General features: G+C 52.0%; 12 protein-coding genes. 8 read left to right on the top strand and 4 right to left on the bottom strand.

Annotated features, from left to right (window positions below; translation table 11 throughout):
* Positions 1 to 203 precede the first annotated feature (203 nt).
* From rdgB to QT230_RS17675, 4 genes are all read left to right on the top strand, one after another.
* On the top strand, positions 204 to 812 hold the full coding sequence (rdgB, locus tag QT230_RS17690; protein WP_308323482.1) for an RdgB/HAM1 family non-canonical purine NTP pyrophosphatase: 609 nt from the start codon (positions 204 to 206) through the stop codon (positions 810 to 812).
* The gene (hemW, locus tag QT230_RS17685) at positions 805 to 2,010 is read left to right on the top strand and encodes a radical SAM family heme chaperone HemW (protein WP_308323481.1); all 1,206 of its coding nucleotides are present in this window, start codon (positions 805 to 807) and stop codon (positions 2,008 to 2,010) included. The genes rdgB and hemW overlap by 8 nt, the downstream gene beginning before the upstream one ends.
* A gap of 82 nt (positions 2,011 to 2,092) precedes the next feature.
* Positions 2,093 to 2,773 carry an OmpA family protein gene (locus QT230_RS17680; RefSeq protein WP_308323480.1) on the top strand — a complete coding sequence of 227 codons (681 nt, stop codon included), beginning with the start codon at positions 2,093 to 2,095 and terminating at the stop codon, positions 2,771 to 2,773.
* 89 nt (positions 2,774 to 2,862) lie between these two features.
* On the top strand, positions 2,863 to 3,714 hold the full coding sequence (locus QT230_RS17675) for a 23S rRNA (adenine(2030)-N(6))-methyltransferase RlmJ (RefSeq protein ID WP_308323479.1): 852 nt from the start codon (positions 2,863 to 2,865) through the stop codon (positions 3,712 to 3,714).
* A gap of 8 nt (positions 3,715 to 3,722) precedes the next feature.
* On the opposite strand, the gene mnmE is transcribed toward QT230_RS17675, so the two are convergent.
* The 4 genes from mnmE to rpmH form a co-directional block, all read right to left on the bottom strand.
* Entirely contained in the window at positions 3,723 to 5,093 is a 1,371-nt protein-coding gene (gene mnmE / locus QT230_RS17670; protein WP_308323478.1) for a tRNA uridine-5-carboxymethylaminomethyl(34) synthesis GTPase MnmE, read from the bottom strand.
* A gap of 165 nt (positions 5,094 to 5,258) precedes the next feature.
* On the bottom strand, positions 5,259 to 6,950 hold the full coding sequence (gene yidC / locus QT230_RS17665; RefSeq protein WP_308323477.1) for a membrane protein insertase YidC: 1,692 nt from the start codon (positions 6,948 to 6,950) through the stop codon (positions 5,259 to 5,261).
* A gap of 121 nt (positions 6,951 to 7,071) precedes the next feature.
* Positions 7,072 to 7,464 carry a ribonuclease P protein component gene (gene rnpA, locus QT230_RS17660; RefSeq protein WP_308323476.1) on the bottom strand — a complete coding sequence of 131 codons (393 nt, stop codon included), beginning with the start codon at positions 7,462 to 7,464 and terminating at the stop codon, positions 7,072 to 7,074.
* 13 nt (positions 7,465 to 7,477) lie between these two features.
* Positions 7,478 to 7,612: a 50S ribosomal protein L34 gene (rpmH, locus tag QT230_RS17655; RefSeq protein WP_008959105.1), complete on the bottom strand. Its 135-nt coding sequence runs from the start codon at positions 7,610 to 7,612 to the stop codon at positions 7,478 to 7,480.
* A 534-nt stretch (positions 7,613 to 8,146) separates the two neighbouring features.
* Between rpmH and dnaA the strand changes: the two genes are divergently transcribed.
* The 4 genes from dnaA (at position 8,147) to gyrB (ending at position 14,521) form a co-directional block, all read left to right on the top strand.
* Positions 8,147 to 9,613: a chromosomal replication initiator protein DnaA gene (gene dnaA, locus QT230_RS17650; RefSeq protein ID WP_308323475.1), complete on the top strand. Its 1,467-nt coding sequence runs from the start codon at positions 8,147 to 8,149 to the stop codon at positions 9,611 to 9,613.
* A 60-nt stretch (positions 9,614 to 9,673) separates the two neighbouring features.
* Positions 9,674 to 10,777 (top strand): DNA polymerase III subunit beta, encoded by a 1,104-nt coding sequence (gene dnaN, locus QT230_RS17645; RefSeq protein WP_308323474.1) that lies wholly within the window; start codon positions 9,674 to 9,676, stop codon positions 10,775 to 10,777.
* Positions 10,778 to 10,899: 122 nt separating this feature from the next.
* A complete protein-coding gene (gene recF / locus QT230_RS17640) occupies positions 10,900 to 12,003 on the top strand; it encodes a DNA replication/repair protein RecF (protein ID WP_308323473.1) in 1,104 nt (367 codons plus the stop codon).
* A 97-nt stretch (positions 12,004 to 12,100) separates the two neighbouring features.
* On the top strand, positions 12,101 to 14,521 hold the full coding sequence (gene gyrB / locus QT230_RS17635) for a DNA topoisomerase (ATP-hydrolyzing) subunit B (protein WP_308323472.1): 2,421 nt from the start codon (positions 12,101 to 12,103) through the stop codon (positions 14,519 to 14,521).
* Positions 14,522 to 14,563: the final 42 nt, after the last annotated feature.

Below are 14,563 nucleotides of genomic sequence, written 5' to 3'. Positions count from 1 at the left end.
GTTACTAAAAAAATAATAAAAACTTTTCCATCTTTACGGGAAATGTTTTCATATTTTTAAATTATGTTTAAAAACAATATTTAATATTTAATTAGCTTTATGTTTAGTAGTCTTTGTTAAAAACACATTGAGTAACATTTTGCCTGCTTTTGATACGTTTCATGAGCGCGTAAACTGACGCTCTAAAGCTTGGAGGACGCACCATGGCAGCAGTCGATACCCTTGTTCTGGCCAGTGGAAATGCAGGAAAATTAAGAGAATTCAAACAATTACTTTCACCATTGGGCTTTGACGTTCGCCCTCAAGCGGATTTTGGTGTCAATGAGGTTGAAGAGACTGGTCTGACATTCGTTGAAAATGCGCTGTTGAAAGCTCGTGAAGCGAGCCTAATCAGTGGATTACCTGCATTGGCAGATGATTCAGGACTGGAAGTGGACGCTCTGCACGGCGCGCCGGGTATTTACTCGGCGCGTTACGGTGGCGAACCTAAAAGTGATGAGAAAAATAATCAAATGTTGTTAGAAGCGCTTAGTGGCTGCGCGGAAGGCCAGCGAAGCGGGCGCTATTGGTGCGTATTGGTATATTTACGTCACCCTAAAGATCCGGTGCCGATCATTGTGCAACGTAGCTGGGAAGGCGAAATTCTTGCTCATCCTCGCGGCAATGAAGGATTTGGTTATGACCCACTATTTTGGCTGCCAGATCAAGGCATGAGCGTTGCCGAGCTGCCCAGCGAAAGTAAAAATCGTCTCAGCCATCGAGGGCGGGCACTGCAAGGCTTGGTCGAGTTACTGCAGGTGGCGCATGGCTGATAAGCTACCGCCGCTTTCTGTTTATATCCACACACCATGGTGTGTCCGTAAATGTCCTTACTGTGATTTCAATTCTCACGAACCGGGCACTCATGGCTTTACGCCTCGGGATTTACCCGAAGCGGCCTACCTTGATGCACTGTTACAAGATTTAGACGATGACCTGGGATTAGCTGCCGGGCGCGATATTCAAACCATCTTTATCGGAGGTGGTACGCCCAGCCTGCTTTCGCCAGCATTTTATGCGCGGTTACTCACAGAAATTGAAGCGCGCTTGCCTTTTGCCAACGCTATCGAAATTACCTTAGAGGCTAATCCAGGCACCACCGAACAGAAGCGATTTATCGGCTATCGAGAGGCCGGGATTAATCGTCTCTCGCTCGGTATTCAAAGCTTTCAGCCAGCTCAATTACACGCACTAGGGCGTATTCATAGCGGACAAGAGGCGGTCACCGCTATAACGCAGGCGCGCCAGGCGGGCTTTACCAATATTAACGTTGATCTTATGCATGGCTTGCCCGAGCAGACGCCTCAACTGGCGATGGATGATATCGAGCAAGCACTCGCATTGGCACCCGAACACCTCTCCTGGTACCAGCTTACGCTAGAACCGAATACCGCCTTTCACTCCCACCCGCCGATATTGCCTGAGGAGGAGTCGCTCTGGGATATACAGGATAGCGGGCACCAGCTTTTGGAGCAGGCAGGGTTTAGACGCTACGAGATTTCGGCCTACGCTCGCGCGGGTCATCGGAGTCGGCATAACCTTAACTATTGGCAGTTTGGTGACTATCTTGGGATTGGCGCTGGAGCCCATGGCAAGCTTAGTCACATTGATCAAAACGGTGAATGGCGTATTGAACGGCGCTGGAAGACACGCCAGCCTGATGCTTATTTAAAGCGTATAAATGACCTGCGCGGCTTCGTCGCGGGCAAACAGCTCATAAGTGTCGACGAGCTACCACTGGAGTTTGCCATGAATGCACTGCGGCTCACCGAAGGAGTCCCGCTGAATACATGGCGTACTCATACAGGCCAGCCCGATGCTATGCTATTAGCGCGTTTACAATCTGCTCAGAAAAAAGGACTTTTGATGCAAATGCCTGAAAAACTGCGTGCATCGCCTCAAGGTCTATTATTCTTGAACGAGTTGCTGGCATCTATCAGTGACGAAAGCTCAGTGACGAGAGTTCTTTGAAGAAAACTCTTTGAAGAAAGCTGAGTGAAAAGTGACCAGCGCTGAATAAAAAGATTTCCCGAAGACAAACAAGGAGTGAGTGATGCGTATTTCTCGACTATTGACACCGGTGGCAGCCGCTATTTTATTAGCAGGTTGTGCTAGTTCGGATCCTTACGGTGGCCAAACGCAGCGCTCAAGCACGGCGTTGGGCTCTGGTATTGGGGCCGTGGTCGGTGCAGCTGCTGGAGCGCTATCAGGCGATGGCAGTACCAGCCGCCGCGATCGTGCTTTGATTGGCGCGGCCGTGGGTGCCGCTGCAGGTGCCGGTGTGGGCGTATATATGGATCGTCAGGAACAACAACTGCGTGACAATCTGCAAGGGTCACGCATTGAAATTGATCGCCGTGGCGACGATATCGTGCTCAATATGCCGAGTGGCGTTACCTTTGGTTTTGACTCAGCTGATTTGACCAGTGAAGCGCGCAGCTCCCTCAATGAAGTGGCTAACGTACTTTCGCAGTACCAGGATACCCGCGTTAGTATCGCTGGCCATACCGATAGTACCGGTGACGCGAGCTATAACCAGCGGCTGTCTGAACGCCGCGCTCAAGCCGTCTCCAGCTACTTATCTCAGAACGGCGTTTCATCCATGCGCTTGAATACTTCTGGTTACGGCGCTACTCAGCCCGTCGCCAGTAACGACAACGAGCAAGGGCGCGCCCAGAACCGCCGGGTAGAAATTACCCTCACCCCAACGGGTAATGGTCAAAGCCAAGGTTAACCCGCAATTGCTTTAATCTGGCTATTGCCGCCTAAAGCCCGCTATGCTCCCATAGCGGGCTTTTTTCATTCACCTGCTGATGAGTCGCTATGCTGTCTTACCAACATGCTTACCATGCCGGTAATTTTGCCGATGTACATAAACATCTGACCCTTTACGCGGTGATCGATTATTTATTACGTAAAAAAACGGCTATTACATATGTCGACACTCATGCTGGGCGAGGGCTCTATCCGCTGGTTGCTCAAGAGACCCAGCGCTTGCAAGAGTATCGCCAGGGTATATGGCCGCTTTGGCAAGCCCGCCTCGGGTTTACCGATGAGTTGCTAAACAGGTGGCAAGCAGCGCTAACGAGCGCTCAACCCATGCCAGAGGCACTGACTCACTATCCAGGCTCTCCTTGGTGGCTGAGTCATATTCTACGCGAGCAGGATCAGTTGCGGTTGTTTGAGCTGCATCCCGGCGAGCATGAGCAGCTAAACGCTCAGGGGTTATCGCCTCACGCACAACGCGTATTTGGTAACGGTCTGACAGGATTAACAGCGATGCTGCCCGTTTCATCGCCGCGGCTATGCGTTCTGATCGACCCCAGCTATGAACGCAAAGTGGAGTACCAGGAGGTTGCTGAGACGGTGGCGTATACACTGGCAAAAGTTCGCCACGGAGTGGTCTTGATTTGGTACCCGTTGCTGCCCGCTGGCCACCACCACACTCTATTAACTGCTTTGAAAGAGAGCGGCGTACGCAAAATATGGCGCAGCGAGCTACTACTGCGTGCCCCTGGAGAGCAAGCTCATGGGATGTATGGTAGCGGTATGCTGGTCATTAATCCGCCTTGGGGATTGGATCAACGTCTAGCTGCAGCGATGGAAAAAATCACACCGCTGCTCGGTGCAGAGAGTTACTACCAGGCGGAGTGGTGGGTGGAAGAGTCGCAGTAAGAGAATCGTTATTTACCGATACAGAAACTACCGAAAATCTCACCCAGCAAATCATCGGCGCTGAATTCGCCGGTGATTTCGCCTAAGGCCTGTTGAGCGTCGCGTAGATCTTCTGCTAGCAGCTCCCCTGCACCGTAGCCATCAAGCTGGGCACAGCCGGTATTCAGCGCGGCCATAGCGCGATCAAGCGCATCCAGGTGGCGGCGACGGGCAGAAAAGCGGCCCTCGGTGTTGGCGGCAAAGCCCATCACATCTTTTAGGTGCGCCTTTAAGTTATCCACACCCTCACCCGTTTTGGCGGATAAACGAAGTGTCGGCGGGGAGGTGGATAAATCGAGGCCGGCAGGTTCAGCGCTGGTGTCTATTTTATTACGGACGAGCGTTAAGCGCTGCGGGTCGGGGAGGCGAGCCACAAATTCTGGCCAGATGGCCATGGGATCGGTAGTGGCGGTGGTGTTGGCATCCACGAGCAGCAGCACGCGGTCAGCTTTTTCTATTTCAGCCCAGGCGCGGGCAACGCCAATTTTCTCAACCGCATCGGGCGTATCGCGTAGTCCGGCAGTGTCGATGATATGCAGCGGCATACCGTCGATATGGATATGCTCGCGGAGTACGTCCCGTGTCGTGCCCGCAATATCCGTCACAATGGCGGTATCCTGCTCGGTGAGAGCATTTAGCAGGCTAGATTTACCCGCATTGGGCCGCCCTGCGATGACCACGCTCATTCCTTCGCGCAGCAGCGCACCTTGGCCTGCCGCCTGGCGAACGTCGCTCAGCGCCTGCTGTACGCTGTTTAAATGTTGTGCCACATGGCCGTCGGCAAGAAAATCGATCTCCTCTTCGGGAAAGTCGATGGCCGCTTCTACGTAGACGCGAAGCTCTATGAGCCGTGTGACCAACGCAGAGACGCGCTTCGAGAACTCGCCCTGTAGCGAGCGCACGGCGTTTTCTGCTGCCGAGCGAGAAGTGGCATCGATGAGGTCGGCAATCGCTTCGGCCTGGGCCAGGTCGAGCTTATCGTTTAAAAATGCCCGCTCGGAAAACTCACCTGGACGCGCCAAGCGGGCACCCAAGGCCACGCAGCGTTCCAACAGTATGTCCATGATAATTGGACCGCCATGCCCCTGCAGTTCCAGTACGTCTTCACCGGTGAATGAGTGAGGACCGTTGAAGAACAGGGCGATACCTTCATCAATGCTGCCCTCAGCGCCCTGGAAAGGGCCGTAATGGGCATTACGCGGAGCAGGGCAGTGCCCAATCATGGCTTCGGCGATGTTACGGCAGGCGGGCCCAGAGACACGAATAATACCGACGCCCCCGCGTCCCGGTGGCGTTGCTAATGCCGCAATGGTGTCAGGCGTATAGAGGCGTTCGGCCATGGTGAATCTCTTTTGAAAGGCTGAAGTAACAATTGATCAGTCTTTATAGTGTGAATTTGTCGACCTTAAAACGCCAGACCCCCGCACAGGGCGGGGGTCTGAAAGCGTCGATCAAAAGGCGGACTACTGGTTTTTAACTACCTGGTTTTAAACTACCAGTTTTAACTACTTGGTCTTCATGCCTTTGCCGATACTGGGATCATTTTCGATTTTGCGCGTAATGTAATACTGCTGCGCCACCGAAATGATGTTGTTGACCACCCAGTAGATAACCAGACCAGCCGGAAACCACAGGAAGAAGAAGGTAAAGATGATAGGTAACATCTTCATAATCTTCGCCTGCATCGGATCTGGTGGTGTCGGGTTTAACATCTGCTGAACGAACATCGAAATGCCCATCAGAATCGGCAGAATGAAGTACGGATCCTTCACCGATAGATCCTGAATCCAGAAGATAAACGGGGCGTGCCGTAGTTCAACCGACTCCAGCAGCATCCAGTAGAGCGCGATAAAAACGGGCATCTGGACCACAATAGGAAGACAGCCCCCCAGAGGATTAATCTTCTCCTTCTGGTAGAACTTCATCATCTCTTGCGACATTTTTTGCCGATCGTCGCCGTACATCTCTTTCAGACGCTGCATTTCCGGGCCGAGTTTACGCATCCGACCCATGGATTTGTAAGCTTTGGCGGAAAGCGGGAATAGCACCGTCTTGACCAGTACGGTTAATAGGACAATCGACCAACCCCAGTTACCGACGATGTCATGGATGTGATCAAGCAGCCAAAACAGTGGGTTAGCAATAAACCACAGCCAGCCGTAATCAACGGTTAAGCGCAGATTGGGAGCGACTTGCTCCAGGTAATCCTGCACCTTTGGCCCCATATAAAGGGTGGCACCCAAGGTGGCTTCACTATCGGCTGCAACGGTGCTGGTGGGACCAGCAAAGGCAACGACGTTACGGTCACTGGAGTCTGTGGTGACGTAGTAAAGGTTCTGTTGATCCTGCTGGGGCGCCCATGCCGACACAAAGTAGTGTTGAATGATGGCTATCCAGCCGCCCTGCGCTTCACGGTTTTCAAAGTTATGGTTTTGAATGTCTTCAAAGTCGACTTTCTCGTAACGCGCATCCGGGGTTGAGTAGGCAGCCCCCAAATAGGATTTCATCCCCATCGAGACACCGCTTGACGGGTCAGGGCTATTGTCGCGTGCCAACTGGCCAATAAAGCGCGCACTCACCGGTGCGTCGGTGTTATTGGCCAGATAGTAGTCGACGTTGACCGCATAGCTGCCGCGCTCAAAGGTGAGACGCTTAATAACCTCAACGCCATTGACGTCGGCGGTTAGGTCAACGCTTAGCTCCTCATCGTTATCGCCCAGGCGATACTCTGAGTTTCCCGGCGTGAAGGTTATGCGGCTTGCCTGGCCATCAAGCTGGAGTCCGGAACGAGCCACGTAGCTTCGGCTGCTATTATCGGACAACAGCACATAGTTACGGTCTGAATCGAGGGATAGTTTGTGCTGCGGTAACGCGGCATAAACAATATCGCCGCCGTGCGGATCGATGCGCACATCGAGCACATCGGTGGTCACAGCAATGAAATCGCGGCTAGACGTTTCGCTTTCGCTATCGTCGGGTATACCTTCACCCACTGAACTTTGCTGTGAAGAGGTGTTTGGAACGGCTAAGCCACCTTCTTCATCTTCAATGTTACTAGGTGTGGCCGCGTTGCTGCGTTGCGTCGTTTCAGGCACTGAATCGTAATTCGGTTGCCCGTAATCCTGATTCCACTGGACGACTAACAGGTATGCAAGTACGGCTAGTGGAATCAGTAATAAAAGTCGTTTTACGTCCATGAGGGTTCTGCCCGCTGGGTGGTGAACATGCTAATGGCGCAGTATCTTTTACTCGACCCTTGACACACGAAAGCCTGCCAGGCGGCAGGCCGAGGTCGAGCGGCGAGGTGTGCACCAAAGGTCACGTGTCACGCTTAGGCGTTGGTGCTGCGATCACCGCCTGTGCGTCACGCTGAAGTCGCTTCCACATGCCATGTAACTGGCGATGCAAGGTATCGTTATCAATATCCTGAACACCACGCCGAGCGAGTACCACTATATCCACAGAGGGTAAGTGATCCTGGCGAAGACGAACGGACTCTCGAACGAGACGCTTGAAACGGTTGCGATCTACGGCGCGTTTGACATTTTTTTTGCTAACCACCAGCCCAAGGCGGGGATGCCCCCGAGTACTCAAGCGAACTAACGCCATCATACCTTTGCCGTGCACTTTTAGGTCAGCTTGCTCAAACACGTGACTAAAATCCCCAGCATTTAGTAACCGTAATTGCCGGGGAAAGCCTTGCTGCGGCACACGCAATCCGAGATCAGGCGCTCAGACGCTTGCGGCCCTTGGCACGGCGACGTGCGAGGACGGCGCGACCATTTTTGGTTGCCATACGAGCACGGAAGCCATGCGCGCGCTTGCGCTTGAGAACGCTAGGTTGAAATGTGCGTTTCATAACTCGTTATTCCCACGTGGTTTAGGACGGAAAGTGAATTCCAAAAAGCCCGGTCCAGTGAGGAACTAGCCGGGGAGATTCAATTCAAGACCGGAAATTGTAGAGACTTCCTCTGCTAGGTGCAATTTTTCCTTGCATAAAAAGCTTTATCACGCCACCAGCAGCTTGTTCGATATAGACAGAGTAGCCATCATTGAAGTCACTATTATTACTAATAGGTATTTCTAAACCTGTTGTTATTAATAGTGGGGATACTATTTGTGGATAAGTCATTTAAATTGTTACTTATCAGTGCTTTATAGTAATAAAAAATCTGTGTGTAAGTGACGTATAAGCAGGCTATAAGCTGTTGGTTAGATGTGGTTAAGCGGTTTGTAAGCCCCCTTTTTTAACACGGTCCACATTTCTCCACAGGGTTTTCCTGTGGGCTCATTGTGAGTTGTCCACAGGTCAGAGTTAAGGCCTAAACCCGTGTGGATAACCGAGGCTTTGAGCGCTACAATGGTCGGCCGTTTTCAACCGATGGTGAGATGAGTGCCACTGACGCTTTGGCAACAGTGCCTGGACAACCTGCAGGATGAGCTGAATTCACAGCAGTTCAACACCTGGATACGGCCGCTGCAGGCAGAAGAGGGAGAGTCCAACGAGCTGCGCTTATTAGCGCCGAATCGCTTTGTGCGCGATTGGGTGAGTGATAAGTACGCCAAGCGGATCAGCGAACTGATGCGCGAGCTCGCGCCGGCCAAACCACCCAAGGTAAGTTTGACAGTGGGCAGCCGCAGTTTGGCAACACAGGCTCCCCAGCATCGCGACTTAGGCAATCCTGTATCGGCTTCACCGTCTCGACCCGCATCGCCTGCGGTACACACGCCGCCACGTGGGGATATCGCCGACGAGCGGGAAATAGACAAGCTGCGCGATGATTCATCAGGGCGGCGCCCTAACGAGCGGCAGGTTCAGGTAGAAGGCAGTCTCAAGCATGGTAGTGGGCTTAATCCGAATTTTACTTTCGACACCTTTGTTGAAGGTAAGTCGAACCAGTTGGCCCGCGCCGCCTCCCGACAAGTGTCTGAAAACCCTGGCGGCGCATACAACCCTCTGTTTTTATACGGCGGTGTGGGGCTTGGTAAAACCCACTTAATGCATGCGGTAGGCAACGCTCTGGCGACCCGGCGTGAAAACGCCCGGGTGGTGTACCTTCACTCGGAGCGGTTTGTCGCCGATATGGTTAAAGCACTCCAGCTAAATGCAATTAATGATTTCAAACGCTTTTACCGTAGCGTCGATGCGTTGCTTATTGATGATATTCAATTTTTTGCCGGAAAAGAGCGTTCGCAAGAAGAGTTTTTTCATACGTTTAACGCGCTTTTAGAGGGTGGTCAGCAGATGATCCTCACTTCTGATCGCTATCCGAAGGAGATCAGCGGCGTGGAAGAGCGGCTCAAATCACGCTTTGGTTGGGGGCTTACGGTGGCCATTGAGCCGCCTGAGCTTGAAACCCGCGTGGCGATCTTGATGAAAAAGGCCGATCAAGCTAAGGTCGATTTGCCCCACGATGCGGCTTTCTTTATTGCCCAGAAAATTCGCTCCAACGTGCGCGAGTTGGAAGGCGCATTGAAAAAAGTCATCGCTGACTCGCACTTTATGGGTAAAACCATTACCCAAGACTTTATTCGTGAGTCGCTAAAAGACCTCTTGGCCCTTCAGGATAAGCAGGTTGGCGTGGATAATATTCAGCGTACGGTAGCTGAATATTACAAAATCAAGGTGGCTGATTTGCTTTCCAAGCGCCGCTCACGTTCGGTTGCCCGACCTCGCCAAGTGGCGATGGCGCTTGCTAAAGAGCTAACTAATCATAGTTTGCCTGAGATAGGTGATGCCTTTGGGGGGCGTGACCACACAACGGTGCTCCACGCTTGCCGAAAAGTTAAATCATTGCAGGAAGAAAGCGCGGATATTCGTGAGGATTACAAGAATTTACTGCGCCTGTTGACCAGTTAATCATCCCATGGGACGGGCCTGTTACGTACAGGTCTTTCAGGATATAGAACCGGAGTATTGATGAAATTTTCGATTTCCCGAGAGGCGCTGCTACGTCCGCTGACTCTGGTCGCAGGTGTAGTTGAGCGCCGCCAAACATTGCCCGTGCTCTCTAACGTACTGATTCAAGTCGAGGGTGACCAAGTGTCGCTTACCGGCACGGACCTTGAGGTCGAGCTCGTTGGGCGTACTGTAGCCAGTCAAGTCGATCAGCCGGGAGCCGCCACCGTACCCGCTCGTAAGCTGATGGATATTTGTAAATCGCTGCCCGATCAGTCTGATATCCAGCTTGCCGTTGAAGAAGGGCGCGCCGTACTGCGCAGTGGTCGCTCACGCTTTACGCTTTCAACTCTACCGGTAGCTGAGTTTCCCAATATCGAAGATGCAGACGGTAGTCAGGAAATTAGCGTACCTCGCGGTACGTTGAAACATCTGATTGAAGCTACTTCATTTGCCATGGCGCAGCAGGATGTACGCTATTACCTCAATGGCATGCTACTGGAAATTCAAAGCAACCTATTACGTACAGTCGCAACGGATGGCCACCGTTTGGCGATGTGCTCACGCCCCATTGAGATTACCGTTAGCCAGTCTCAAAAGCTGATTGTGCCTCGTAAGGGGATTTTAGAGCTGTCGCGACTGCTAGATGACAGCGATGAGCCCGTTAGTCTAACGCTTGGATCCAGCCATGTACGCGCTCACACTGGAGATTTTACCTTTACCTCAAAGTTAATCGACGGCAAATTTCCAGACTATGAACGTGTCGTGCCGCGCAATGGCGACAAGGTGCTGATTGCCGAGCGCGCAGAGCTTCGTCAGGTGCTATCACGTACGGCCATCCTTTCTAATGAGAAGTACCGTGGTGTTCGTCTATACCTTGAGGAGAACAACCTCAAAGTGATGGCTAATAATCCGGAGCAGGAAGAAGCGGAGGAGAATATCGCCGTTGAGTATAACGGCGGTGCGATGGAGGTCGGTTTTAACGTTGGCTACTTGGTTGATGTGTTGACAGTGCTTAATGAAGATCGCGTACAGATCACTTTGGCCGACCCGAATAGTAGTGCGTTGCTTGAAGAGCCCGGCGGCGGTGATGCACTCTATGTCGTTATGCCGATGCGCCTGTAAAACGGTTTTTGGGCTTAGCGTTATATCTGCAGGCTGTTGAGCGGCGCTTCTGGTAGCAGAAGCGCCGCTAGTACGTTTGAATACTCTCTTTTTCTGAGGATATTTTAAGTGGTGATAATAGGATGAGCTTGACACTGCTTAATTTCCACGCCTTGCGTAATCTTCAGTCGGTTGAGATGGCCCCATCTTCGCGTATCAATGTTATTAGTGGTGCTAATGGCAGTGGAAAAACCAGCCTGTTGGAGGGAGTACATATTCTGGGTATGGGGCGCTCTTTCCGAACGCGCCAACTAAAGAACGCGATTCAGACGAATGAGCCCTATATGACGCTTTACGGGCGTTTAAGTGGTGAGCCTGAGGTTGCCCTGGGCGTGCGCCGTTTGCGTGCTCAGAGGGAGCTAGAGCTCCGATTAAAGGGAGAAAAAAACGCTCGTCTAGCTGAATTGGTGGAGGCGATGCCTCTGCAGTTAATTAACCCAGATGCTTTCCGATTGCTTGAGGGTTCTCCAGCCGGTCGCCGCGAGTTTCTCGACTGGGGAGTGTTTCACGTGGAACATGATTTTTTAGTTACCTGGAAGCGCTCTCGACGTGCGTTGAAACATCGGAATGCACTGCTCAGGCGTGGTAGAATACAACCTCAAGAAATGGCGGTGTGGGAGCAGGAGCTAGCCACTTGGGGCGAACAGATGGATATCTTGCGCCGTGCTTGGTTTAGTGATTTTCTGCCAGTCTTTGAAGAGACGCTTAAGGTGCTACTTCCTTTACCGGGTTTGTCGCTCCATTACGCCAGAGGCTGGGATAAAGAGCGAACACTTGCGTCAGTGTTACACGACAGTCGGCAAACTGATCAACAGATGGGTTTCACTCAACAAGGCCCGCAGCGTGCTGACCTGCGTATTAGGATAAACAAGCAACCTGCTGTAGAAGTACTTTCCAGAGGCCAGCAAAAGTTAGTGGTGAGCGCTTTAAAACTTGCCCAAGGCCGGTTTCTGGAAAGGACAGCACAGCGGCACTGTATTTATCTTATCGATGATTTACCTGCGGAGCTTGACGAGCATAATCGCCATCAGTTTTGTGGACTACTCGAAGATATGCAGTGCCAAGCATTTATTACCAGTGTCGAACCTTCCGCGTTGAGAAATACCTGGCGCCCTGAGACCTCAGTGAAGATGTTTCACGTGAAACATGGCGAACAGGGGCTTAGCTATTTAGAGCCAACCAGCTAGAGCTGATGAATAGTTAGAAAGGTCAGCCTAGCCGGTTAGGTTAGCGCCGGAAGGGTAGACGATACGGGATGAGACAGACTTCACGACGGAGTGGTCAATGAGCGAGCAGGCTTACGATTCATCAAGCATCAAGGTGCTCAAGGGACTGGACGCGGTGCGCAAGCGACCAGGTATGTATATTGGTGACACCGACGACGGTACTGGGCTGCACCACATGGTCTTCGAATTGGTGGATAACTCCATCGACGAGGCGTTGGCGGGGCATTGCAGCGAGATTCGCGTTGTCATTCACCCGGATGAGTCGGTGACGGTTAGCGATAATGGCCGAGGGGTACCCACCGAGCTACACGAGGGTGAGGGGGTTTCCGCTGCGGAAGTTATCATGACGGTTCTGCACGCCGGCGGTAAATTCGACGATAACTCCTACAAGGTTTCCGGTGGCCTGCATGGCGTTGGCGTTTCCGTTGTTAATGCGCTTTCCGCTGAACTGCGTTTAACGATTTGGCGCCAGGGTGAAGTATTTGAGCAAATGTATCGCCACGGTGTGCCTCAGGCACCATTAGGCGTTGTAGGCAAAACCGAAAAGAGCGGTACCCGCGTTCATTTCCGCCCATCGCCTGAGACCTTTGGTAATATTGAATTTCATTTCGATATTCTAGCTAAACGGTTGCGTGAACTCTCTTTCTTGAATTCAGGCGTTGCTATCCGCTTAATGGATGAGCGCAGCGGTAAAGAGGAACTCTTCCACTACGAAGGCGGTTTGCGCGCCTTTGTTGACCACCTGAATACCAATAAGAGCGTGATCAATCCGGTATTCCACTTTAACGCTGCTCGAGATGATGGCGTTGAAGTTGAGGTGGCCATGCAATGGAGCGAAGCCTTCACCGAGAATATTTTCTGCTACACCAACAATATTCCGCAGCGAGATGGTGGTGCTCACTTGGCTGGTTTCCGTGCAGGTCTTACCCGCACGCTTAATAACTATATTGAAGCTGAAAATCTGCTTAAAAAAGCCAAAGTAAATACTACCGGCGATGACGCCCGTGAAGGACTCACCGCGATTATTTCGGTCAAAGTGCCGGATCCGAAATTTTCGTCTCAAACCAAAGACAAGCTAGTCTCCAGCGAAGTGAAGACCGCGGTTGAGCAGGAAATGAGCCGCTTGTTTTCCGAGTATCTTGTTGAAAAGCCTAATGAAGCCAAGGCAATTGTTAATAAGATGCTGGATGCCGCGCGTGCCCGTGAAGCTGCCCGCAAAGCACGGGATATGACCCGCCGTAAAGGCGCGTTGGATATTGCCGGTTTGCCGGGTAAATTAGCAGATTGCCAAGAAAAAGACCCAAGCCAGTCAGAGTTGTACCTGGTGGAGGGTGACTCAGCAGGCGGTAGTGCCAAACAGGGGCGTGATCGTCGTACCCAGGCTATTCTGCCCCTTAAGGGTAAAATCCTTAACGTCGAAAAAGCGCGTTTCGATAAAATGCTCTCCTCAGCAGAAGTGGGCACGTTAATCACTGCGCTTGGTTGCGGTATCGGCCGGGAAGAATTTAACCCCGATAAGCTGCGCTACCACTCGGTCATTATAATGACCGATGCCGATGTCGACGGCTCGCACATTCGTACGTTGCTGTTGACGTTCTTCTTCCGTCAAATGCCGGAACTAATAGAGCGTGGGCATATCTTTATCGCGCAGCCGCCGCTATATAAAATCAAACGCGGTAAGCAGGAGCTCTATTTGAAAGATGAGCAGGCGATGGTGGATTACTTAACCACCACAGCCTTAGATGGAGCAGGCCTGCATGTTAACGCCAATGCACCAGGCATTTCGGGGTCTCAGCTTGAAGCGCTGGTGAATCAGTACCGCAACGTAATGAAGCGGATTGATCGTTTGTCGCGGGTTTATCCCAATGAAGTGCTTAAGCAAATCATTCATGCCTCTGCGCTCAAAGGCGAGGAGAGTTTGAAAGACCGTGTGACCATGGAGAACTGGATAGCCGAGCTACAGAAGATTATGGACGATATGGTGGCTTATGAAGGCGGGCCACGTTATCACTTCCATCTTCAAGAAGATTCAGAGCGCGGACTGTTTTTACCTACGGTATCGCTGGTTGCTCATGGGGTGACGACAGAGTACATGTGGGGTCTCGACTTCTTTGAAAGCGCCGACTACCGCGGTATTGCTGAACTGGGCGAAACCCTGGATGGCTTTCTGGAAGAGGGCGCCTTTATCGCCCGTGGCGAGCGTCAGAAGCCTGTATCGCACTTCTCAGAAGTGCTGGCATGGCTAATGCAGGAAGGTCAGCGTGGCCTATCTGTGCAGCGCTACAAAGGGCTGGGTGAAATGAACCCGGATCAGCTTTGGGACACCACTATGGATCCCGATAGCCGCCGTATGCTGCGGGTAACGATCGAAGATGCCGTGGGCGCCGACATGATGTTCAACACCCTGATGGGTGACGACGTTGAGCCCCGTCGTGACTTTATTGAAACCAATGCGCTGGTGGCGAATCTGGATGTGTAAGATGGATTGTGTTCGTTAAGCTGTTTCACGTGAAACATTCCC

The organism is Halomonas sp. SpR8, from assembly GCF_031010195.1.
Taxonomy (GTDB): domain Bacteria; phylum Pseudomonadota; class Gammaproteobacteria; order Pseudomonadales; family Halomonadaceae; genus Vreelandella.
Note: the sequence above shows the minus strand (reverse complement) of the source record. Positions and strands in the feature narration are given on the sequence as shown.